Consider the following 21,221-nt stretch of genomic DNA (forward strand, 5'->3'; position numbering starts at 1 on the left):
AATATAAATGGACGAATGGTATGGTTAATAAATTTAATACTATTTAATTGAGAAAAAACGGAGATGAAAGAATATGACATGGTTTATAGTGGTGTTGGCAGTTCTCTTAAGTGCTATAAAAATTATAGTAACCTGTCCTCCTACTTTTGTAGTTGAATGGTTTATAAAGAAATTTGAACTTCATACAAAACTAAATTTTCAGGACATTACTTTAACATTCAATGAAAAACTGATAGAAGGGGATGATAAACGAGAATTTGTTAACTATTATAATGAAGCGACATTTCTAGAAAAATATTATATTTTCCCTGGTAACGAAAAATTATTTTTACATCCAGAAAACAATAAGACTCCCTTTGTTATTGTCACAAAAAAAGGCAAGAAAGACTTAAGGCTATTTATTTTTCCATACGGAAATCATGTAGATGTGGTAAAACAATATAAAAAGAAAATAGTTGCATATAGCGTACAATCTGATCATATTCAAAAACTTATCGTATAAATTAATTAGAAGGTTGCTAATGAATTGTATGACATGATAGCAACCTTTTAATCTTTCCACTAAAAATTTAATTCACAGTCATGATGCTCCCATATATCATAAAGATTCCCGTCGATATCTTCTAAAGTGAAAAAGTTTCCATTTTCACCTTCATAGCTAATTTCACCAACTTTTAATTGTTTAGATACTAGCTTCGTATGAAGACTTTCTATATCGTTAGTAAAAAAAGTAGTGACCCATTTTTTCCTTTCTCCTATTTGAAAAACCGCTCTTGATTCATGATCACTTTTAAGCAGATGCAATATTGGTCTATTTCCAATAAATAAGCTTAAGGAATCTTCTGTTTTATGCCTTATATTAAAGCCGAAATGCTCGACAAACCATTCACCGGACTGTTCCAAGTTAGCAACTGGTATTACATTATAAGCAATACCTAACACTATTCCTTCCTGATTAGACATTTCTGTTCCCTCCCTTCTTTATTACATTATTTTCTCTAATTATATTAAAATCCCTTCAATAATTATCTAATATTAAGCAGGAGACTAATTCAACACAGGAAGATTGAGAAGTTATAAAAAAGACGTAAAACAAACAGCTATCAAATTAAATGTTTAACAAATAAAACTCTATCTTGACTTGGTCCATCATAATTTGATATGACCGGAACTCCATCGATTATTTTATCACCTTCTTCCATTTCAAATCCCATCTTTGTATGATAGGCAATTGAGACTTTGTTTATTGGAGAAGTAATACAACGGACTATATTTCGATCATATTGTTTAACCTTATTGAAAAATTGAACATAAAGGAGTTTTCCAATATTCTTTTTTCGCCAATGAGGGTGCACACCTACAAAGTGTATATAAGATTCTTTAGGATGCGATTGCGATAAAAATCCAATAAGAAACCCAATAATCTTTCCATCCTCTTCTGCAATAAAACTTGTTTGTTTAAAATGGTCAAAAAATAGTTTTGGCAACATATGTGACATGTTTCTACCACCCCACCATTCATTTATTAATGGCGATATTATATAGTAGTCCGAACTCTCCACTGAACGGATATCCATCTTTCCCCCTCCTAATAAAATGGATATTTTTATAATTAATAGTTTCTCATCATAATCGTATCGTATGTTTCTAATAGGCTCAACCTCTAGCAATATTTTTTATTTTCGCTTAACTATTCAATATTCCTATATTATAAGTTGTAACTCGCATGGTACCTATTTTCTTCATACATGTATCATATACCTCAATATGTTAATGGTTTGACCGATTTAGTATAGTGTTATTCTGTTGTAGGTATAGCGTGCTAACGAGGTTTACAACTCCTTTCCTCAATGAATTGAAAGTAGAAACTGGTTTCAAACGATATTTACCAATTAAAACTTTACTTAAATAGCAACATTGTTTGAGAAAAAACCTATTTTAATCATAATAAAAAGCACCCCTTAGGATGCTCTTCTGCCTTTTTTAAATTATTACTTATTTTCTAGGCAAGGTTACGATTGAGATGGTCTTAGGTCTTTTTCGTTTAAAAATGTTCAAAAAAGGTCTCTTTAATGTTTTATTCCAATTAAGTATATATTTCATTAAAAGGATAAACAAATAAGGCAAAAAAAAGAAAATGATTAATGAGGTTTGCCAGATATTAACCTTGTTTGATTTGTAAATTTTAGATTTCAATTAACACTTCCCCTTTCAGACTACATGTTATGTAAACAAATAATGTTGGTACATTACATTTATCTTAAGGCAAATACACATTAAAAAAGAAGGCGTTTTCGTATAGTTTGTTGTTTTTGTAAAAGCAACACTGCCGGCGTTTACACCCTTTAGAAAATTAGCTCTTTTCTAGTGAATTGAAAGGTGTAGCAATCTTCATCCGATAATTATTAGTTAAAGCTTTACTTAACTAACAACAATGTTAAAAAAAAGTGCCAAAAAGAAAAAGCATTCACTATCTATCGAATGCTATTAAATATCCAGTTCCACAAGGTTTTTTGAAAAAAAATGCCTACATGTAGATCAATCCTCATTTATATATTTCTTAAAATTCGAGGCTGATTTTATCTAAATAATAATTTAGGAACTATTCGACTAAAATCTAAATATTCTTTATTTTTTCGTTCTTTTTTGCAAATCCTTCACTACCTTTATAATGAACTTCGAGGAATCTTCCCCGCATGAAAGGGGGAATACGAGGGTGAAGACTAGTGAACATATCAAAGAATTTTCAGATATTGTCGTTCTTAACATGTATAGAAGTATTCTTAGATATCGCGCATCCAGTAAAAATACTAATCACCAAGAAACAGAAACTCTATTAATGATACTTGAATCAGAAGTTTACAGTCGTGATTTGATTTAGTATTAATAAAGATGTAATGCAATTAGATTGATATAAAGGGGAAGGTTCTTCTCTAACATCTCCCCTTTAAAATTATTCATATTTATGATAATTATTCACTAAAAAGCAATAACGTTATTCCCTTAAAATTACTATAAAATTACTTGGATTCACCATACTTTGCCTGCAGTATCGATTAAATTATTTTGCTTTTAGCAAGCTAATAATCCATAGAATTAGCGCCCAATTTTTATCTTGGCGGCTCGCTATGAATTACATTAATTTCAACTTTTTCCCGATAATATGATAGTTTACATCAGCAACATTATTGATGAAGGTTTGATCATGGGATACGAATAAAATTGTACCTTCATAGGCAGAAAAAAAGCGTTCCAATGCATTGATTGTATGAATATCTAAAAAATTGGTTGGTTCATCTAATACTAAAATATTATAATCTCCTAAAAACAATTGACATAGTTGTAGACGTATGGATTCCCCACCGCTTAAAGACATCACACTTTTTCGTAAATCTGTACCACTGAATTGCATAGCATGCAAAACACTTCGCAAAAATCCTTCATCATATTCAGAACGATTCTTCAAAAATTGCAGTACATTTTCATCCATTACAAAACGATAGCTCATTTGCTTAAAAAAACCAATTTTTGCTTTCGGTGAAATAGTTATTCCATCACCATGATTTACAATATATTGAAGCAATGTACTTTTTCCGCTGCCATTATCACCACTAATTGCAATATTCTTACCAAGGGGAAGTTGAAAACTCACCTCTTCCAATAGCACTTTATTCTTCACTTGAAGTGTAATTCGATCTGCCATAATTGGAAATTTATTATGCAATGCTAATTGTTGAGACTGTCGAAAAAATATCTGCCTTTCTTCATGTACTTCCTCAATTTCTTGTAGCTTGTTCATTCTTTGTTCAATAGCCTTTGCAGCACGTTGAACAGCTTTTTGGCTTGTTCCTTTTGATTTCGTCATAAACATCTTATTCGGTTTAGCATTTGCTTCTTTTTTGGACATACTGCCTTCTTGGGCAATTTTTTCTGCCTTTTTCATTTTTTCCATTGCTGCTTTTTCCAAGCGTGTCTTTTCTTTAATATATTGTTCATGTGCTTGACGTTGTTGCTCAATCTCTACTTTTTTTTGTTTCATGTAGTCGCTGTAATTCCCTGAATATACACGAACCTTCCCACCATCCACTTCCCAAATGGTTGTGACTAGTTCATCTAGTACTGTTCTATCGTGGCTAATTATTATAAGTACCCCATAGTAATAACGTAATTCCTCAATTAAAAATGATATTCCGCTTTGGTCTAAGTGTGTTGTTGGCTCATCAATCAATAATGCCTCATAATAATGGGTAAACAATTGAGCGAGCTTTCTTCTAGTTTGCTCTCCCCCGCTTAATTGTTCAGTGTTTCTTGGCACTTCTAATTTACTTAATAGTGCCTCATCCGCTTCTATCAAAGATACTTCTATTTGCTCAAAATATCCTGGCTCTACATAAGACTTTACTACACCACTACTTGGATAAAGTTTACCTGCAAGTAAATGTAATAATGTACTTTTTCCCGCACCATTTTTCCCTACAATACCGATACGGTCAAATTGATACACAGCTAACCGATCGATTTCTACTATTTTTTTATCTAAAAAGGTCACTTCTAAATTTTCAATTTCAAAACATATTTGTTCCATGATCGCTACCTCCGAAATTTATAATCATTTCGTATCGATAGCTAGGATCGATACGAGCTGCTAGTTCAAGCTCGTATCAAAAGAACAATAAGAAATGCATCTTTCCTCCCCCAATCTAAATTAAATAAATCACAGACATTCTGCCTGTGATTGGGAGTAAAACGGAAATGCCTTTCCTATAGATTGTAGTCAAGTCTTGTTTAGAATAGGCACTTACCTAAAAAAAGAAAGGCAGAATTTTCAGCCTTTCCTCATATTTTGCATATAAAGTGAAATGAAGATCATTAAAAAAGGACAGACTACTTCCGTTTACTCTGAATGTACAAACAGAGTCTTTGAACATATTCAATTACTTATTCAAAGTTGGGAATCGAAGTCTCATTGCATGCGTCATTTTTTAATAATCCTCCTTAATTTAGTAAATATATTCACGATTATATTGTATTTATTTATATAAGTCAAAAAAATATAAACTATTACTCATTTTATCAGCTTTGATATTTTTTCATCATTTCAATTGTTTATGTTGATCACCATGAATAACATTCAAAATAAGATCTTTTGCAGGGACATTCAGCTTTTCATAAGCAAGAAGAAACTGCCTATTATCATAAGGAACTTCATTAAATGTAATACTTAATTGATTCGAATCATTTACATGAATCGTACAGTAGGTAGCAACTGGATTATGATTGCATCCTAATGATCCAGGATTTAAATAAAGACGTTTATTAGATTTAAAATGATGAATCTTGTGATGGTGACCAAAACAAATAATATCTATACTCTGTTTCCTATAACATTCATCAAGTTTTTCTAGGGTAGGTCGACAATCGATTGATTGAAAGGTTTGATTATCATTTAAATGGTAGTGAACGAATAAAAAATGTTTATTACAGATTTTCTTTTCTATTTTTAAAGGAAGATTCGATAAAAAAGGTACATACTTTTCATTTAATCTAGAAGCAATCCATTGATGATGTTCTCTCTCTTCACCATAACTGTCTGGTTCTTCTCCATGGATAATTTTTATAATTGCTTGATCATGATTTCCTATAATACAAGATACATCATTCCTTGAAGATAATATTTCTAATACTTCATCTGTTTCGTGACCGATACCAACTAAATCACCTAAACAATAAATATGTTCAGTATCATTATCAATATTATTTAATACCGCTTTTAATGCAGCACTATTTCCATGAATATCAGCAAGAATAGCTATTTTATTTCCCATATCTTCACCAACCTATATTTTCTTTTCTATACTTTTTCAATGAAAATAATAAATTTCCTCTTTTTTGCAATCTTTTCATTAATAATGTAGCTTGATTTTATTTGTCTTGAGAAATAAACCCTAACTAAAACATTCAAATATATGTTAACTTAATACAAAATAAAGTTGACATATATTATCTATTTATTGCAAACTACAAGTATAAGAAATATCTATGTTTCTTATTTTAAAATCAAGTATTGAATTTTTAGACGATTAACGCAAAAAGGAGAATAAAGATGAACAAATGGAAAATTCTTGCGGATAAAGTACTGGCTGGTGAAGAAATAACAGAAACTGAGGCTTTATCTATACTAAATTGTCCTAGTGACGAATTGCTACTACTAATGGATGCCGCTTTTCAAATAAGAAAACACCATTTTGGAAAAAAAGTAAAACTTAATATGATAATGAATGCAAAATCTGGCTTGTGTCCAGAAAACTGCGGTTATTGTGCACAATCTTCCATTTCCACTGCCACAATAGATTCCTATCGAATGGTCAATAAAGATACCATCCTACAAGGAGCTAAACGGGCGTATGAGCAAAATATTGGTACCTATTGCATTGTTGCTAGTGGGAGAGGCCCTTCCAATCGCGAGTTAAATAGTGTTGCTGATTCAGTAAAGGAAATAAAAAAATTATATGGCTTGAAAGTTTGTGCTTGTCTAGGTCTATTAAAACCAGAACAGGCGCAAAGGTTAAAAGAAGCAGGTGTTGATCGATACAATCACAACCTAAACACATCAAGTAATCACCATTCAACGATCACAACATCCCATACATATGACGATCGTGTCACTACCGTGAATGTAGTAAAGGAAGCAGGCATTTCCCCATGCTCAGGTGTCATTATAGGAATGAAGGAAACCAAACAGGATGTTATCGACATGGCTAGAAGTTTAAAAGCTCTGGATGCCGATTCCATCCCCGTTAACTTCTTACATGCAATTGATGGTACGCCTTTAGAAGGCACAAATGAATTATCACCTATCTATTGTTTAAAGGTTTTGGCTTTATTTCGATTTATTAACCCTTCGAAGGAAATACGAATATCTGGAGGCAGAGAAGTAAATCTTCGCTCCCTACAACCTTTAGGATTGTACGCAGCAAATTCTATTTTTGTCGGAGATTACTTAACAACGGCAGGACAAGAAGAAAATGAGGATCTACAAATGCTTCAGGATCTTGGCTTTGAAATAGAGACGGTCGAAGAAATGAAAGCAAGTTTAGCAATGAAGGGAAAATAGTAATTTTTTACTTTTAATTATACTAGATAGATATTTTGTAAGGAGATTACATATGAAAGTTCGAGACATTACATATATTTCGTTATTTGCAGCTGTAATGGGAGCATTAGGACTAATTCCACCTATTACTTTATCTTTTACTCCCGTCCCTATTACGATTCAAACCATTGGTGTTCTATTATCTGGGGGAATTCTAGGAGCAAGATTAGGAGCTTGGAGTCAAATTGTATTTTTAGCTATTGTTGCTACAGGAATCCCCCTACTATCTGGAGGTCGAGGAGGGATTGGTGTATTTGTAGGTCCTAGTGCAGGATATTTATTTGGTTATATTATCATCTCCTTCTTAGTCGGATATTTTATTTCAAGAATAAACTCCATAGGTTTTTTTAAAATATTTATAATAAATGTATTAGTTGGCGTTTTATTGCTTTACGTTTTCGGAATACCTGTCCAGTCATTCATAATGGATATTCCTATTATAAAAACGATTAAGATTAGTTTAGTCTATATTCCTGGAGATTTGATTAAAGCCGTTGTTGCTTCATTTTTAGTTTATAAACTAAAAAATTCACCTGGGATATCTAGCCGATTACCAAATATTAGAAGGGCACAGTAATGTGTCTCTTTCTTTTTAAAAGGAGAACAATATGAACACAATTACTTCCACATATATTCAACATCGAAAAAATCATCCAGAACGGATAGCGATTCAAACTATCAATCATAAAATTACATATAACCAGTTATTTACCTCCGTATCTCAACTTGCAAATTTCTTTTTATCAAAAAAGAAATCTAGTAATAAAGTTATAGCTATCCTTCTACCTAATGGAATTCCTTTCTTGCAAATCTTTGCGGGTGCTTCAAGTGCAGGATGGATAGTATGTCCACAAGATTTGAAATGGAATGTAGAGGATTTAAAAAGTAGAATCGATCTTTGCAACCCTTCCATGATTATTACACTTGAAAAGTATTCACATAGATTATCCTTTTGTCACAGAAAAGTAGTACTTTTGGAACAACTGTTAGCTGATGTAGATAGCAAGCCTTTTCCCCCATCCGTACTATTAGAGGATGTTCCTTTTTATATGGGGTTTACATCAGGTTCAACAGGAAAGCCGAAAGCATTTGTCCGTTCCCATAGCTCTTGGGTTGAAAGCTTCAAATGCAATGTTATTGACCTTCATTTAAAAGGATCTGAAGATGTACTTATACCAGGTGGACTGGTCCATTCTCATTTTTTGTATGGGGCTATTAGTACTTTATATTTTGGCGGAACTATTTATCTATTAGAAAAATATTCTGTATCCCAACTGAAGAAGATGATACAGATATATCCGATTAAGGTAGCCTTTATGGTTCCCACGATGATTGAAAGCTTGATAAAGACGAGTCAAACAATTGAAAAACCATTAACTATTGTATCATCTGGTGCAAAATGGGAGCATCATTCTAAATTAAGATTAAAAAAGGCATTTCCTTTACTAAAGCTTTATGAATATTATGGGGCTAGTGAATTAAGTTTCATCACTGTCCTCTCTCATGAGGACAATCAGCACTTTCCAAACTCAGTAGGAAAACCTTGTCATAATGTGGAAATTCAAATCCGCAAAAAGGATGGTGAGCTTGCCTTAATTGGTGAAACAGGAAAAATTTTCGTTAGAAGCAACATGTCATTTCTTGGTTACAAATTTACAGGAGAATCATCCATTATTCCTATTATTGATAAAGAAGGTTGGATGACTGTTCATGATATAGGCTACTTGGATTCTAATGGTTATTTATATATTCATGGCCGTGAAAATAATATGATTCTGTATGGAGGGATAAATATATTCCCGGAAGAAATTGAAACTGTATTATCAATACATCCCAATGTTAAGCAAGTAGCAGTGATTGGGTTAAAAGATAGATACTGGGGTGAAATTGTAACAGCAGTAGTAAAGGGTAATGTCAAAGTACAGGAATTAAAAGATTTATGTAAAACAAAACTTTCCTCTTATAAAGTTCCACGCAAATGGATTATTGTTGACAAATTACCACTTACTTCTAGCGGTAAGATTGCAAGGGACTTAGTTAAAAAAATGATCATTGGAGGAAACTACTGATGAAAAAAAGCGCAGTAATCATCCGTGCAAATCGAACACCTATAGGAAGAGAAAAAGGAATATTCCAATATTTAGAACCCCATCAACTTATATCCCCCCTTTTGAAATCGTTAGGGAAAGATATCGAAAACCTAATAGATGATGTATTATTAGGAAATGTAGTTGGCCCAGGCGGGAATTTGGCTCGATTTTCCGCTTTAGAGGCGGGATTTCCACTTACCGTCACAGGAATGACCATCGATAGACAATGCAGCGCAGGTCTTGATGCTATTCGAACGGCTTGCTATCTCATTCAAGGAGAAGTTGGACAATGCTATATTGCTGGTGGTGTTGAGAGTGTTAGTACATCCCCTTTTAAAAAAAGGGCAAAATTTGCTCCACATCAATTAGGTGATCCAGATATGGGAGTAGCAGCTGAAAATGTCGCTTTAAAATATCAAATTACTCGTGAAATGCAAGACGAATATGCTTTGTTAAGTTATCAGCGAAGCTGGCAGGCTTATCAATCAGGGATGTATGAAGAAGAAATCATTCCTATTAAAGGGATATATCAAGATGAAGAGTTTTTAAGGAAAAGAAAAATGGATAAACTTGTTAAACGGGCTATTCCTTTATTCGATAAAGAAAAAGGTACAGTCACCGCAGCAAATAGTTGTGGTATACATGATGGAGCATCTGCTGTTGTCCTCATGGAAGAAAACTTAGCCCATAGTTTAGGATTTAAGCCAATTTTACGTTTTGTCGATAGTCAATTGGCAGGGGTACATCCACAATACCCCGGTATTTCTCCTGTCCCAGCTATTTTAGATTTACTAAAAAGAAATAATCTTACAATGGCAGAGATTGATTTAGTTGAAATTAATGAAGCATTCGCATCAAAGGTACTAGCTTGTGCACATCAATTACAAATTCCTATGAATAAATTAAATATTCGTGGTGGTGCCTTAACATTAGGACATCCCTATGCAGCATCAGGTGCTATCCTTGTGACGCGTCTATTTTTTGAAGTTCAACGTAAGGAAAATGTAAAATTTGTTCTTGCCGCAATAGGCAGCGCTGGTGGAATTGGAGTTGCTATACTATTTGAGGTAATAACATAATGCATTAATTAATAGGGATTTATATAAACTTCTCAGCAATCATAATTACTTAATCGTAAAAGTTGTGATATTCACTTATTTCTTAACTGAATTTTTTGGTATGAAAACGTACTAGATTGAATAGACAGTTAAGACAATAGGATAATAGTAAAAAATTGTTTATAGGATTAATACTCAATCAGTCATTTTCTAATTTAAAGATTTTTACGTTTGAGCTATTAATCCCTTATTATATATTCAATTTTAATTCATTAACTATTAGCTTTAATCTATCCAATGATGTATAAATTTTTTTCTCCGCATGATATTTTATCTTCTTAGTTTTAATTCCTCCTGCAATTTTTTTATTTCTTCTGTTTGAATTAATATATTTTGATTAACTCTGCGAATTAAATCATAGATCACAAAACGCCTAAAATAAAAATAATTCCAAAAAATATGTTCATATAATCTCCTTTAGTTTTTAATGAATTTTTAGACATTCTATTACCAATTTTACAAAAATCAGTTAAAATGTTAAATAGGATAAATTTTACAACCGAAAGGAATGACTACTATCATTAATACTAAAAAACAACCGGTTATAATATTCACATTTATTTCAGCCATATTCTTTTGCCTGATAACTGTTGCAATATCCCTCTCACCTCTATCAGAATTAGGACCAAATGCAAATAAATTTGGTAGTACTGGAATGTGGTCAGCTATCGGTATGATTCTCATTTGTTATTTAGTTCCACTTTTTCTATTTATTATAGGAGTTAAGGGAATGAAACTTCTGATGGGCATTCTATGCGGTTTAGGTATGTTTATATTTTTTTCTACTGCAGTAACCGTAGGTGTTGTGAGTATATTTACTGGTAAATTTCCAGCTTCAATTTTTATAGTCATAAGTCTATGCATTGCATCTTTAATCATTAATCTTATTTGGTTTTTCATTGCTTTTCGTCATAAATCCAATTCTGATTTACATGTCACATAAACCACTCGATAAGGATGTATAATGTTTATGTTTTCTTTAGGCTCTTTTCCCCAACATTGTTACTATTTAACCAAAGTTTTAATATAACTATCGTCTGAAGTTTTCTACCTTTCATTACATTGATTAAGTGCCAATTGTAAATTTCAGCAGTCAGACTTTTACACTAGCAACATATTGTACGAAACAACCTTATGAAAAAACAAAGTGGTGCTATCCGTTGAAAAATCCTTTGGATAGCACCAATAATAAAATAATTTTTTCCGTTATCTTCATCCTCAATATTTTGATAATAAGTATTTAGCCAAACTGATAAACTAAGATTAAACTTAAGATGGAGCTAAATATATTTTAAGTATAGGAAGGTTTTTTTAGCGGACATTTTGAAGCAGCTTCTTGTAATTCCGGTGCATAATCACTCAGTTTTTTTATAAAATAACAAGTTTCAGGAAAATGATGCTCTAAAAATCGTAGATTCGTTTTATTAAGAATCCTATTTTCTTTATATTTAATTACCATTTCATAAATAAACTGATTCATTTCTATTGTCGTTAATCCAACTTCATGGGCAAATTGTTTTTGCCGAGCAAATCCTGGTTCTTTGAAACGCAAGTAACCTCTTAAATGTCGATTTTGAACAATAAACATTTGATATTTACTTATATATTCTTCTGTCTGCCTCATTGTACTAATTTCAATGGGGTCTAGTATATTTTCAAATAACAGCACATGACCTAATTGGTCTTCTAACCACAGATCCATTAAATCGACAAGCGGTAGTGGTGCTGGGTCTTTCCCTTTGACCCAGTAGCTTAATAATCGCAAATATTCTTGGTTTTCCGCAAGTGTTCCATTTAGATAGGTTGGTGATAAATTCAAATTTACCTTATTTTCTATGCGAAGAGCTTGTAATTTTCCTTCAAATTCAAAATAACCTTTTGCAACAGGCCACACTCGTTCTGAAAATTGAATAGAAGCTTTATCAGTTGACTTAGTTGTTATGTTTATTTCGTTCAACATTGCTAGTAAATTACCGAATAGATGAATATATTGTTGAGCTACATGAACATGTTCTAGTTCACTAGGTGATAAATAGTCCCTTACAAAGTAGGCATGATCTTGTAAAATTTCTAACCAAAAGAAGTGTTCTTCCCAAATAGATATCATCTGTTTTGTCAAATATATCACCTCCTCCTTCTTCTCTTTATAATTACGAAAAACTGCAGTAATAAATGAATTATAATTAGAACTTTTTAGATTTTTTCTAACCTATATTACTATATTTTCTCCTTCCTATTTTTACCTTCACTTTTCCGAGTGATAACAACCTATGTTAATTTACCTTTTATCAAATACGTAGAAGATATAATGCTATGTCACATTTTCTAGAAAAACCTACATAACTCAAGATAAAATAGGCAGAATATACTTATTGAGATCTGGTAAAGGATGTTTATTTTATGAGGAATAAAAATTTGTTTGTAATTTCTATGGTTGTATTACCATGGTTAACTATTCCTTTTATTGAAAAAAAAACGATTAAACGATTTCTTCCTGGTACAATCATGACATCAATATATTTAGTAATTGAAGGAATTCATGCAGAAAAGAAAAAATGGTGGAGATTCAACTACAAGATAAAACCTAATGTAATTGGGGAGCTTCCATTAATATTAGGCCCTTTTTTTGTTGGATCAATTTGGATTTTAAAATACACATTTGGTAAGTTCAAGCTTTATTTCATCTTAAATACAATAATCGATTCCTTTTTTACATATCTTTTTATTCCTTTGATGGAAAAAACACACTATGTCACTCTTGTTAAGTTATCAAAATTCAAACTCTCTATATTGTTTTTATTAAAATCTTTATACATGTATGTTGTTCAATACATCTATGAAAAAGCATTTGATATATTAAATTCTTCTCCGAATTATATTGATGAAGAGGAGAAAGTAAATTCTTAGACTTCTCTTTAATATAAATAGAAGACACTTGGCAGTATATCAACTACCAAGTGCCTTCTATTTATAAAAATATTTTATATGTTAAAGGGGGAACATACAAAAATTAATAAAACAATTTAATATTCAAGTTGTTGCATTAAGCAAATACATTTGATTGATTATTTACCGGTGCTGGGGATACGACTCCTCGCTCCGCTACTACATTTGTTACACTATTTACTGGTGCTGGGGACACGATTCCTCGTTCTGCTACTATATTTGTTATACTATTTACTGGTGCTGGGGATACGACTCCTCGCTCCGCTACTACATTTGTTAAACTATTTACTGGTGCCGGGGACACGATTCCTCGTTCTGCTACTATATTTGTTTTACTATTTACTGGTGCTGGGGACACGATTCCTCGTTCTGCTACTACATTTGTTATACTATTTACTGGTGCTGGGGACACGATTCCTCGTTCTGCTACTACATTTGTTATACTATTTACTGGTGCTGGCGATACGACTCCTCGCTCCGCTACTACATTTGTTATACTATTTACTGGTGCTGGAGACACGATTCCTCGCTCCGCTACTACATTTGTTATACTATTTACTGGTGCTGGAGACACGATTCCTCGCTCCGCTACTACATTTGTTATACTATTTACTGGTGCTGGAGACACGATTCCTCGCTCTGCTACTACATTAGTTTGTTTTGCTCCTATTCCATTTACCATTATTCCTAATAATGCAGTTGCTGAAATGATACCTACAAATAATTTTTTTCTCATTTTAACCCCTCCATTTTTTTGATTTCATTTTTTGCTTCAATAGCAATTTCGTAGTATTCCGCGGCCTTTTGGTAGCCCTTACAATCAAGATAAAACCTAGCAAAAATTTGAGCATATTCTTCGATATCCAACCACAACTTTTCTTGCTGAAGATATGCAATTCCACTTTTAAACGTACTTTCAAAATCTTTATTATCTAAATACAATGCATTTAATAAAGTAAATTTAACTTTATATTCAACATTATTTAATTCATGTGCTAATGCGATTCCTTTTTCGTACCATTCTTTACCTGCATCAATCTGATTTAATTTAAAATACTCACGAGTTAATAAAAAGATAGTTTTTATGTAACTTTCTGAATAATCGTAATCCTCATCTCTTAAAACATTTGAAAGATAACGAACAGCAGCTTCTGACAATCCTTGCTCTGCATACATAAAACCTAAGTTATGATTGATACGTGCTAGTAATCCAGAATCATTAATTCGTTGGGCAATGTCTCTGGCAATATGAAATTGGTCCTCTGCTTCTACAAATTGTCTCATATCAATATAATTAAGACCTAGCAGCATTCTACAATCTCCGAGACGATTTCTGTACTTTCCATTTTTTTCGAAAACTTCTAATGCCTTTTGGATAAGATTTACCGACATTAACGTTTCCTGAACTTGGTAATAGACAGCTGCCACTCTATAGTAGAATTCTGCCGTTTCAATTGGATTGTTTTTATTAAGGTATTTTTCTGCAATACGGTAACAATCCAATGCATCATCGTAACGCCTTAAATTATAGGCGCGTATCCCTTGAAAAAAATGATGATAGAAACTTAATTCTGGAATATTTCCCATTCTTTCAATGATCATTTTAAGTTCTAGAGAATCATTTTGCAGTAAATAATAATAACCTGAAAGAATCAAATAATTTTTTTCACTTTCGATATCATCTAATCTTTGAAACATAACATCTACTTCTTTTTTTAAATTTTTAGCCTCTTTAATATTCCTTTGAGTAATTTTTGTATTCCAATCTTCTAATATATCTTCTGTTGCTTCAGAAATCAGCAAGTTTTATCACTCCCCATCTATCAGGTTTTGATAATTCTACTTTTATTGTAATAGACTAGGAACGTAATTTGTATTGGGAAAATAGGTTATAAATCTATTAATAATAAGTGTTTTTTTTTCCTATTTTCCTTAGAAAGATATTTACAGTTGATCATCGTTGGTTATGCAACATGCAAATCGGGTATTCCATTTTATCAAATGAACTTCAAATTAACTAGAAACATATAAAACCCATTCTTTTAATTCATAAACTAAATGTAGAAGGATGGAAAAAAAGTATATCAATAATCATTTGATAATTAGTTTAATTCTCGGTGTAATTAGTATTTCATATCAAGAAAAAGGCAATAAAAGAAATTGAAAGAAATAGTGAGGATGGCAGAGGATTTGCCATTTTGGGGTTGATATGTAGTATTATAGGAATCATTCTCCAGTTTTTCGGAATAGTAGGGATTATTGCATACTACTCCTTGACAACAACAAAATTTATTACGTTTTAAAGAACAATTGCCCCTCTCAAATGAGAAGGGCATTTATATTAATTAGGAGTGAAATCCATCCTCTTGTACATAGTTTTCGATACTCCAAATTCCTATCGCTTGTTTTTGAGTCTTACTTTGGATTTCACGAAATTCATCTACATAACGAGTGTTTGGTGCATATACATAGGCCACTCTTGCAAGCCCTTTTTCAAGAAGTGTTTCGTTTACCATTTTTCCATCTACATATATATATGCAAGTAAACGTCCATATTTATCACGCTCACTAACGTCAAGCTCTACCTTTATTGCTTTGCCAGCTGGCATTATACTTTTGGAAAAATCACTTGCTTCTTTACCGAATGGTTGGACTGGTTTTGTTGGATGTACAGTTTCTGGTGTATCTACAAGAAGTAAACGAATCGTTTCTTCCGTACCTCTTACATTCACTTTAACTGTGTCTCCATCGATTACATTAATAACAGTAGCATCCAGCTTCCCATAATCAATTGTAGTATCGCTTGAAATTGTCGCTTTGGATGTAATTTTAATTGTTCGGCTTGTTGCATTGTAATCAACATTTGCCCCAAGTGCTTCACCAACAAAACGTAGAGGCACAAGAGTACGGCCGTTGATAATTTTTCCTGGTACATCAATCGGTACCACTTTACCATTTACTGTTGGTGATTTCGAGCCAATTTTTAATAGAATTTTAATTTTTGAATTAGTTGCAGTTACTTGCTGCTTCCTTTGATCCCACTGAACCGTTGCTCCTAAACTTTCAAAAATTCCTCTTAAAGGAACCAATGTTCTTCCATTATCGATTACTGGTGGTTGGTCATATGATTGCTTTTTACCATTGATATAAATGGCTATGGCAGGTGCAGCAGGCTTGACTGTTGGTTTAGTCACTGGCTTTGTTAAAGTTATAGAACCATCAGCATTATGATAATGATATTGGCCAGTTTTTAAACCATACTTTGCACAATTCGTACGACAATAATGCCCTCCATTTTTGTCTAACCCACCTGGACTAGCATTTGCATTAAGTGTAAATATAACAAATGATAATACAAGTATCAATAAGAATAGTGAAACTCTTTTTTTTCAACGTTATTACTCCCCCACTATAGTTTAAGAAATCCAAAAATAATTTTATTACAATAAAAAAAAATTTGGAATTACAAGTTATACTTTATGGTGGAGGTAAATTAAGGAAATTGATATTCTCTAACGCTTGTTACGCTAATTGTGGCCGTAAAAACACTTAATACCTTTTGACTGGGTTAAAATAACTATTAACTATTTGGAAATATTGAGTCCAGTCTATGACCTAAGTTTAGGATGAATCATGAAATGCAAAAATAATGTTAACTATTTAGATAAATATGTTAACATTATAAGATGATAAATTATTTGTATTTTGGGAGGATTCAAAATGGACAATAAAATAGTTGTTGCACTAATAGGTAGCTTTCTAATTTTTGCTGCTGGCTTATTAAGATTATTTACTGAATCGCTTTCCTCAACCCCTTTGTTTGTAGCTTATATATTCATTATTACAGGCATCCTTGGCATTATTACTAATGGATTAAAATTAGGAAAATCGAAAAACACCTAAATATCTAAAGGAAATAAGTCATTTTTTCTCTACTGACCTTTAATTCAATATGAAAAAGCCCTTCGTACTTGAAGGGCTCTTTTATCCTAAATATCATTGACTTTCCTAAAGCAATATCCCCTAAAAGCTATCCTAAGCTGCTTTTAAGGAAGCTCAAACCTTTAAATTAATTGGTGATATATGACATTTGTGCTTTTAGGTTAACGATTTCGTTTATCTTAATTGATCCTAGTTCAAATACAGAGTGTTTCAAAATCAATACCCCTTCTTTGTGAAGGAGCATTTCACTTTCAGTCGCAAAGTAAACTCTAAATTACATTTTTTGAAATTCTATTTATAATCAAAAGTACATAAATTATTTCGCATTAATTAAGGGAATTAGAGTTATAATAAAGGAAATAGGAGGGTGACTTTCCATGAAAAATCGTGATAAAAGAAAAAAGAGGAAACGTGACTTTCTGAAGGATTATATAAAAAACCGTTTAAAAAATTGGAAACCAAGTCCAGACAAATCTCCTTTATCGAATAGTGAAAGCAAAAAATCGATTAGGAGTTGTAGCAAGTAAAACTCCTATTCTTGAGTGGAAATATTTCTCCACTCTTTTTATTTTGTCATTCTATGCTTAATCATGTATAACGAAGAAAATTGGTAAAATTTGAGTTATTTATAACTTCTCTAGTTCTTCTTCAAAGTAAAAAGTAGCTGGATGCTCCTTTACAATATATGAGTATCGTTTCATATTACTTATATATTTTGACTTTAAAATAGTGACCCGTTCATCAGTTTCGATTATTTTAGCTAAATCATTCTTTTTAAACTTACTATTATCTTTCATATTAACAGCCTCCTCACATTATTATACCATACTTCTACGATTCCTTTTGGCTGGAAATATCACTTTGATTTACCAGTGCAATATGTTATGCTTATTTAAAGTGAGGTGTCCATTTTGGCCATTTATAAAGCAAAAAAAAGTAAACTTCATACACTTTTAAAGAAAAACAACATGGATTTGGAAGTGTTAGAGCAAAAAACGAAAATCCCTAAAGTTCAGCTCGAACAATTCCTAACAAAAAAAGTGATGAACTTGAATTCGGCAATGACTATCTCTAAGGAATTGAATTGTCAGATAGAAGACTTATATGAGTGGAAAACAGAAGATTAATTAATACAGTCAATTATTAACAAATGCCCTGCTTTTGGAAAGCTGGGTATTTGTTTTGAAAAAACTGAAATAACTACATATTTAATGATACTCCAAAAGTGACGAGAATGTAACAAATTTTCACAAAAAACAACCTAGTCTCCATACAGCTAGTGTGATGATAAGTGATTTAAATTTACTCGATTTAATCGGACTATTTAGTTTACATAATAAAATTATTATCTATTAGTTTTTGACCATAAACTTACAATAGATATAATATTAAAGGCATCTCTTATATTTGAGACACCTTTTTTCCTTGCTATTATTGATACATTTGATCACTACTTCCCGCAATAGGATTTTGATTTTGAGTCATATATTGTTGAATTTGTGATTGATCCTCCGGAACAACTTGATACATCGCACCTATTTTTCCAATTACTGCGGGATCTGCTAGTTCTAATGGATAATAACCTTTCTTAACCATATATTGCCACATATCATACGCATGAGAACAACTCATCATAAATGCAGTTTGACAGAATGAACGAACTTCTGGATTTGCCATTTCCATTGCTGACCAAGCATATTCACGACCTGCTCGTTTTAAAGTTAGTAAATACGCAGTGGCCATTTCTCGATCATTCATATTTTCAATCATTGTTCGTGGTTGTATAGGAGGATACTGATTCATATTTGAGTTAGTAAAATCCTGAAGTGTTCCGTTCTCCTTTAATAAAGGTAATTCCTTTGTGGCTCCGGTCCCCTTATGCAGAAATTCGACCTTCATATTATAGTCTCTTACATGTAATGGAAAATGAGTTTCTAATATAGTTTTAAACTCTTGACATTGAACATGTTCCAACATATACGCCATGTTAGTAATAGAATTCACACAACTCATCGTTAATTCATTTAAATCGTTTAATTCATGTGCAGCAAGTTTCATAAACTTCCTCCTATTTTTTCAAGTTATTCATCCTTATCATGGTGAATAATTTATTTCTTATGCAAAAATGCCCACATTTGTCAAAATAACAAATGTGAGCATATTGCTTAGTAATATTAAACCTTTTTACTTTGAAACAATTTTTATGATGAGACATTTAAAGATGTCCATTCAACTTTTTGTACAGGACGAAATCCTGATGTCTGGTTAAAATTCAAATGGTGCTCAAAGGTTTTTATGGAATTTGAATAATCTAGGAGGTCAAAGTTTAAGCTCTGTAAACTATGTTTATCAATCTTGACTGAAAGGATGATGAACTTCTCTATGCGTCCAGTTGTAGTATTACGCTGTTCATCCAATGCATGGATACAGATAGTCTTTAGAGGAAGTAGTGAAAACATGTCTCTTGCAATTCTTAGTGTGCAGCTAAAGACATAGTCTTGAAGAATTTGAAAGTATTGTTCCTTGGGCATTTGTTCCTTAGATATATCCCCATTTTTTGTTAATGATAGTACCTCTTTTGGTACCACCGAATCACTATTAACATCAAAGTTAACTTCCATTTCATGTGAATTATGAATCATAAATTCGAATCCACTTCCGAGTCCACTAATTATAATGGACCCAAGAAACTAGACACGAAATGAGGAGATGTTAAAGTAGGTTTATGAAAAGAAATCGATACACACCAGAGTTTAAAGCTCAAATCGTGCTAGAGGTCCTAAAGGAAGAAAAGACCATGAATGAAATCGCTTCATCTCATGGAATTCACGTCAATCAAATTAGACAATGGAGGAATGCATTTCTTGATCAAATGCCTTCGATCTTCGCTAAAGAAAATAAAAAAGCGGATCAAATGAAGGCGGAATATGAAAATCAAATTGAAAACCTCTACGCTGAGGTTGGCCGTTTAACCACGCAATTGTCGTGGCTTAAAAAAAAATCTGGAATCAAGGAGTAGGGCCGAGCGTATTCAAATGATTGATTGGGATGATAAAGAGCTGCCAATCACTACCCAGGCTCAGCTGCTTGGGCTCAATCGTACTAGCTTGTATTATAAGCCAGTCGAGCCTTCTCCTGAGGAAATATTTATCAAGCACAAGATTGATGAAATTTATACCAAGCATCCCTATTTTGGGTCTAGGCGAATTACTGTTGTTCTAAACAACAATGGAATAAATATTAATCGCAAGGCTGTACAACGTCATATGCGGGAAATGGGCATTGCAGGGATTTCTCCCGGCCCTAACCTTAGTAAACGCAATCTTGAGCACCGGATCTATCCGTATCTTCTTAGAAATTTGGCCATTAGCCACCCTAACCACGTCTGGGGAATCGATATTACCTACATTCGCCTCCAACGAGGCTGGATGTATCTTGTAGCTCTGATAGACTGGTATTCTCGCTTTGTCGTTAGCTGGGAGCTAGACCAAACACTAGAGATTGACTTTGTCTTGGAGGCAGTGAAACGGGCTCTGTCGGTAGGACAGCCAGAGATCTTAAATAGTGATCAGGGTAGCCATTTTACCAGTCCCCAATATACCGGATTACTGCTGGATAAGGACATCCGAATTAGCATGGACGGCAAAGGAAGAGCCCTTGATAATATTGTTACAGAGAGGTTATGGAGAACGATTAAATATGAGGAGGTTTACTTAAAAGATTACGAGAGTCCAAGAGAAGCAAGGAAAGAGATTAACAATTTTATCCACTTCTATAACTATGAACGCCCTCACCAATCGATTGGCTATAAACCCCCCGCCTCCGTTTATGGCCTCGGAGTGATTCATCCATAAGGGATGATACTTCTCAGGGAAGAACCTGTCAAGGGTATGGCTAGCCCTCGCTCCGCTCGCCCTTGACAGAACCTCCCCTGAGAAGGAAAAATAGAGTAGGATGAATCACTCGCAAAAA

23 protein-coding genes are annotated in these 21,221 nt (G+C 32.7%); 11 read left to right on the top strand and 12 right to left on the bottom strand.

Translation table 11 applies throughout. The features are described 5' to 3' along the window. Nucleotides 1-73: 73 nt before the first annotated feature. On the top strand, nucleotides 74-502 hold the full coding sequence (locus MHI39_RS14690) for a YfmQ family protein (RefSeq protein WP_058003942.1): 429 nt from the start codon (nucleotides 74-76) through the stop codon (nucleotides 500-502). Between the two features lie 59 nt (nucleotides 503-561). Here the strand turns inward: MHI39_RS14690 and MHI39_RS14695 are convergent, their stop codons facing one another. The 4 genes from MHI39_RS14695 to MHI39_RS14710 all read right to left on the bottom strand — a co-directional run bounded on the left by MHI39_RS14695 (nucleotide 562) and on the right by MHI39_RS14710 (nucleotide 5,825). After that, entirely contained in the window at nucleotides 562-963 is a 402-nt protein-coding gene (locus MHI39_RS14695; protein ID WP_259545642.1) for a VOC family protein, read from the bottom strand. Nucleotides 964-1,103: 140 nt separating this feature from the next. After that, nucleotides 1,104-1,577: a GNAT family N-acetyltransferase gene (locus MHI39_RS14700; protein WP_259545643.1), complete on the bottom strand. Its 474-nt coding sequence runs from the start codon at nucleotides 1,575-1,577 to the stop codon at nucleotides 1,104-1,106. Between the two features lie 1,556 nt (nucleotides 1,578-3,133). Next, a complete protein-coding gene (locus MHI39_RS14705; protein WP_342539553.1) occupies nucleotides 3,134-4,585 on the bottom strand; it encodes an Msr family ABC-F type ribosomal protection protein in 1,452 nt (483 codons plus the stop codon). Nucleotides 4,586-5,093: 508 nt separating this feature from the next. Further along, nucleotides 5,094-5,825, bottom strand: a complete 732-nt coding sequence (locus MHI39_RS14710; protein ID WP_342539554.1) for a metallophosphoesterase family protein — start codon at nucleotides 5,823-5,825, stop codon at nucleotides 5,094-5,096. Nucleotides 5,826-6,103: 278 nt separating this feature from the next. Between MHI39_RS14710 and bioB the strand changes: the two genes are divergently transcribed. Genes bioB through MHI39_RS14730 form a run of 4 tightly spaced genes read left to right on the top strand, consistent with a single transcriptional unit; the run spans nucleotide 6,104 to nucleotide 10,322 of the window. After that, nucleotides 6,104-7,114 (top strand): biotin synthase BioB, encoded by a 1,011-nt coding sequence (bioB, locus tag MHI39_RS14715; protein WP_058003931.1) that lies wholly within the window; start codon nucleotides 6,104-6,106, stop codon nucleotides 7,112-7,114. Nucleotides 7,115-7,166: 52 nt separating this feature from the next. Next, nucleotides 7,167-7,730, top strand: a complete 564-nt coding sequence (locus tag MHI39_RS14720) for a biotin transporter BioY (protein ID WP_078111497.1) — start codon at nucleotides 7,167-7,169, stop codon at nucleotides 7,728-7,730. 31 nt (nucleotides 7,731-7,761) lie between these two features. Beyond that, a complete protein-coding gene (locus MHI39_RS14725) occupies nucleotides 7,762-9,222 on the top strand; it encodes an AMP-binding protein (RefSeq protein ID WP_342539558.1) in 1,461 nt (486 codons plus the stop codon). After that, entirely contained in the window at nucleotides 9,222-10,322 is a 1,101-nt protein-coding gene (locus MHI39_RS14730) for an acetyl-CoA C-acyltransferase (RefSeq protein ID WP_342539560.1), read from the top strand. Before MHI39_RS14725 ends, MHI39_RS14730 begins: the two co-directional genes overlap by 1 nt. Before the next feature lie 516 nt (nucleotides 10,323-10,838). Here MHI39_RS14730 and MHI39_RS14735 read toward each other — a convergent pair. Continuing rightward, nucleotides 10,839-11,045: a hypothetical protein gene (locus MHI39_RS14735; protein WP_278892748.1), complete on the bottom strand. Its 207-nt coding sequence runs from the start codon at nucleotides 11,043-11,045 to the stop codon at nucleotides 10,839-10,841. Here MHI39_RS14735 and MHI39_RS14740 point away from each other — a divergent pair. Then, nucleotides 10,945-11,304: a DUF5391 family protein gene (locus MHI39_RS14740; RefSeq protein WP_278892747.1), complete on the top strand. Its 360-nt coding sequence runs from the start codon at nucleotides 10,945-10,947 to the stop codon at nucleotides 11,302-11,304. The genes MHI39_RS14735 and MHI39_RS14740 overlap by 101 nt on opposite strands. A 348-nt stretch (nucleotides 11,305-11,652) precedes the next feature. Here the strand turns inward: MHI39_RS14740 and MHI39_RS14745 are convergent, their stop codons facing one another. Continuing rightward, nucleotides 11,653-12,480, bottom strand: coding sequence for a DUF2935 domain-containing protein (locus MHI39_RS14745; protein ID WP_236036354.1), 828 nt, complete (start codon nucleotides 12,478-12,480; stop codon nucleotides 11,653-11,655). A gap of 281 nt (nucleotides 12,481-12,761) precedes the next feature. On the opposite strand from MHI39_RS14745, the gene MHI39_RS14750 reads away from it, so the two are divergent. Beyond that, nucleotides 12,762-13,268, top strand: a complete 507-nt coding sequence (locus tag MHI39_RS14750; RefSeq protein WP_342539563.1) for a hypothetical protein — start codon at nucleotides 12,762-12,764, stop codon at nucleotides 13,266-13,268. Between the two features lie 136 nt (nucleotides 13,269-13,404). On the opposite strand, the gene MHI39_RS14755 is transcribed toward MHI39_RS14750, so the two are convergent. The 3 genes from MHI39_RS14755 to MHI39_RS14765 form a co-directional block, all read right to left on the bottom strand. After that, nucleotides 13,405-14,043: a hypothetical protein gene (locus tag MHI39_RS14755; protein ID WP_342539564.1), complete on the bottom strand. Its 639-nt coding sequence runs from the start codon at nucleotides 14,041-14,043 to the stop codon at nucleotides 13,405-13,407. After that, nucleotides 14,040-15,110 (bottom strand): hypothetical protein, encoded by a 1,071-nt coding sequence (locus MHI39_RS14760; protein ID WP_342539565.1) that lies wholly within the window; start codon nucleotides 15,108-15,110, stop codon nucleotides 14,040-14,042. Before MHI39_RS14760 ends, MHI39_RS14755 begins: the two co-directional genes overlap by 4 nt. A 542-nt stretch (nucleotides 15,111-15,652) precedes the next feature. Continuing rightward, nucleotides 15,653-16,672 (bottom strand): stalk domain-containing protein, encoded by a 1,020-nt coding sequence (locus tag MHI39_RS14765; RefSeq protein WP_342539566.1) that lies wholly within the window; start codon nucleotides 16,670-16,672, stop codon nucleotides 15,653-15,655. Between the two features lie 355 nt (nucleotides 16,673-17,027). Between MHI39_RS14765 and MHI39_RS14770 the strand changes: the two genes are divergently transcribed. Both MHI39_RS14770 and MHI39_RS14775 read left to right on the top strand, forming a co-directional pair. After that, complete coding sequence (locus MHI39_RS14770; protein WP_058003925.1) at nucleotides 17,028-17,210, top strand: hypothetical protein; 183 nt, start codon at nucleotides 17,028-17,030, stop codon at nucleotides 17,208-17,210. 416 nt (nucleotides 17,211-17,626) lie between these two features. Next, the gene (locus MHI39_RS14775; protein ID WP_169792986.1) at nucleotides 17,627-17,776 is read left to right on the top strand and encodes a hypothetical protein; all 150 of its coding nucleotides are present in this window, start codon (nucleotides 17,627-17,629) and stop codon (nucleotides 17,774-17,776) included. Between the two features lie 99 nt (nucleotides 17,777-17,875). Here the strand turns inward: MHI39_RS14775 and MHI39_RS14780 are convergent, their stop codons facing one another. Then, nucleotides 17,876-18,046, bottom strand: a complete 171-nt coding sequence (locus MHI39_RS14780) for a hypothetical protein (RefSeq protein WP_169792985.1) — start codon at nucleotides 18,044-18,046, stop codon at nucleotides 17,876-17,878. Between the two features lie 114 nt (nucleotides 18,047-18,160). Here MHI39_RS14780 and MHI39_RS14785 point away from each other — a divergent pair, with 114 nt between their 5' ends. Further along, entirely contained in the window at nucleotides 18,161-18,376 is a 216-nt protein-coding gene (locus MHI39_RS14785; RefSeq protein WP_058003924.1) for a helix-turn-helix transcriptional regulator, read from the top strand. Nucleotides 18,377-18,680: 304 nt separating this feature from the next. Here the strand turns inward: MHI39_RS14785 and MHI39_RS14790 are convergent, their stop codons facing one another. After that, complete coding sequence (locus MHI39_RS14790) at nucleotides 18,681-19,307, bottom strand: spore coat protein (RefSeq protein ID WP_342539567.1); 627 nt, start codon at nucleotides 19,305-19,307, stop codon at nucleotides 18,681-18,683. Nucleotides 19,308-19,450: 143 nt separating this feature from the next. Then, the gene (locus MHI39_RS14795; protein WP_342539568.1) at nucleotides 19,451-19,891 is read right to left on the bottom strand and encodes a hypothetical protein; all 441 of its coding nucleotides are present in this window, start codon (nucleotides 19,889-19,891) and stop codon (nucleotides 19,451-19,453) included. 83 nt (nucleotides 19,892-19,974) lie between these two features. Between MHI39_RS14795 and MHI39_RS14800 the strand changes: the two genes are divergently transcribed. Next, nucleotides 19,975-21,103, top strand: a protein-coding gene (locus tag MHI39_RS14800) for an IS3 family transposase (RefSeq protein WP_152984831.1) whose coding sequence is annotated in 2 segments (ribosomal slippage) — nucleotides 19,975-20,238 and nucleotides 20,240-21,103 — 1,128 coding nt in all. Because the reading frame shifts where the segments join, the coding sequence is not laid out codon by codon here. The last annotated feature ends 118 nt before the right edge of the window (nucleotides 21,104-21,221 follow it).

This window comes from Heyndrickxia sp. FSL K6-6286, from assembly GCF_038630395.1.
GTDB lineage: Bacteria > Bacillota > Bacilli > Bacillales > Bacillaceae_C > Heyndrickxia > Heyndrickxia oleronia.

What these genes read in the sequence shown, in the direction of transcription:
- MHI39_RS14690 (WP_058003942.1), top strand. Translation starts at nt 74, where the DNA reads ATGACATGGTTTATAGTGGTGTTGGCAGTTCTCTTAAGTGCTATAAAA.
- MHI39_RS14695 (WP_259545642.1), bottom strand. Translation starts at nt 963, where the DNA reads ATGTCTAATCAGGAAGGAATAGTGTTAGGTATTGCTTATAATGTAATA.
- MHI39_RS14700 (WP_259545643.1), bottom strand. Translation starts at nt 1,577, where the DNA reads ATGGATATCCGTTCAGTGGAGAGTTCGGACTACTATATAATATCGCCA.
- MHI39_RS14705 (WP_342539553.1), bottom strand. Translation starts at nt 4,585, where the DNA reads ATGGAACAAATATGTTTTGAAATTGAAAATTTAGAAGTGACCTTTTTA.
- MHI39_RS14710 (WP_342539554.1), bottom strand. Translation starts at nt 5,825, where the DNA reads ATGGGAAATAAAATAGCTATTCTTGCTGATATTCATGGAAATAGTGCT.
- bioB (WP_058003931.1), top strand. Translation starts at nt 6,104, where the DNA reads ATGAACAAATGGAAAATTCTTGCGGATAAAGTACTGGCTGGTGAAGAA.
- MHI39_RS14720 (WP_078111497.1), top strand. Translation starts at nt 7,167, where the DNA reads ATGAAAGTTCGAGACATTACATATATTTCGTTATTTGCAGCTGTAATG.
- MHI39_RS14725 (WP_342539558.1), top strand. Translation starts at nt 7,762, where the DNA reads ATGAACACAATTACTTCCACATATATTCAACATCGAAAAAATCATCCA.
- MHI39_RS14730 (WP_342539560.1), top strand. Translation starts at nt 9,222, where the DNA reads ATGAAAAAAAGCGCAGTAATCATCCGTGCAAATCGAACACCTATAGGA.
- MHI39_RS14735 (WP_278892748.1), bottom strand. Translation starts at nt 11,045, where the DNA reads ATGAGAATCATACCGATAGCTGACCACATTCCAGTACTACCAAATTTA.
- MHI39_RS14750 (WP_342539563.1), top strand. Translation starts at nt 12,762, where the DNA reads ATGAGGAATAAAAATTTGTTTGTAATTTCTATGGTTGTATTACCATGG.
- MHI39_RS14755 (WP_342539564.1), bottom strand. Translation starts at nt 14,043, where the DNA reads ATGAGAAAAAAATTATTTGTAGGTATCATTTCAGCAACTGCATTATTA.
- MHI39_RS14770 (WP_058003925.1), top strand. Translation starts at nt 17,028, where the DNA reads ATGGACAATAAAATAGTTGTTGCACTAATAGGTAGCTTTCTAATTTTT.
- MHI39_RS14775 (WP_169792986.1), top strand. Translation starts at nt 17,627, where the DNA reads ATGAAAAATCGTGATAAAAGAAAAAAGAGGAAACGTGACTTTCTGAAG.
- MHI39_RS14780 (WP_169792985.1), bottom strand. Translation starts at nt 18,046, where the DNA reads ATGAAAGATAATAGTAAGTTTAAAAAGAATGATTTAGCTAAAATAATC.
- MHI39_RS14790 (WP_342539567.1), bottom strand. Translation starts at nt 19,307, where the DNA reads ATGAAACTTGCTGCACATGAATTAAACGATTTAAATGAATTAACGATG.
- MHI39_RS14795 (WP_342539568.1), bottom strand. Translation starts at nt 19,891, where the DNA reads ATGATTCATAATTCACATGAAATGGAAGTTAACTTTGATGTTAATAGT.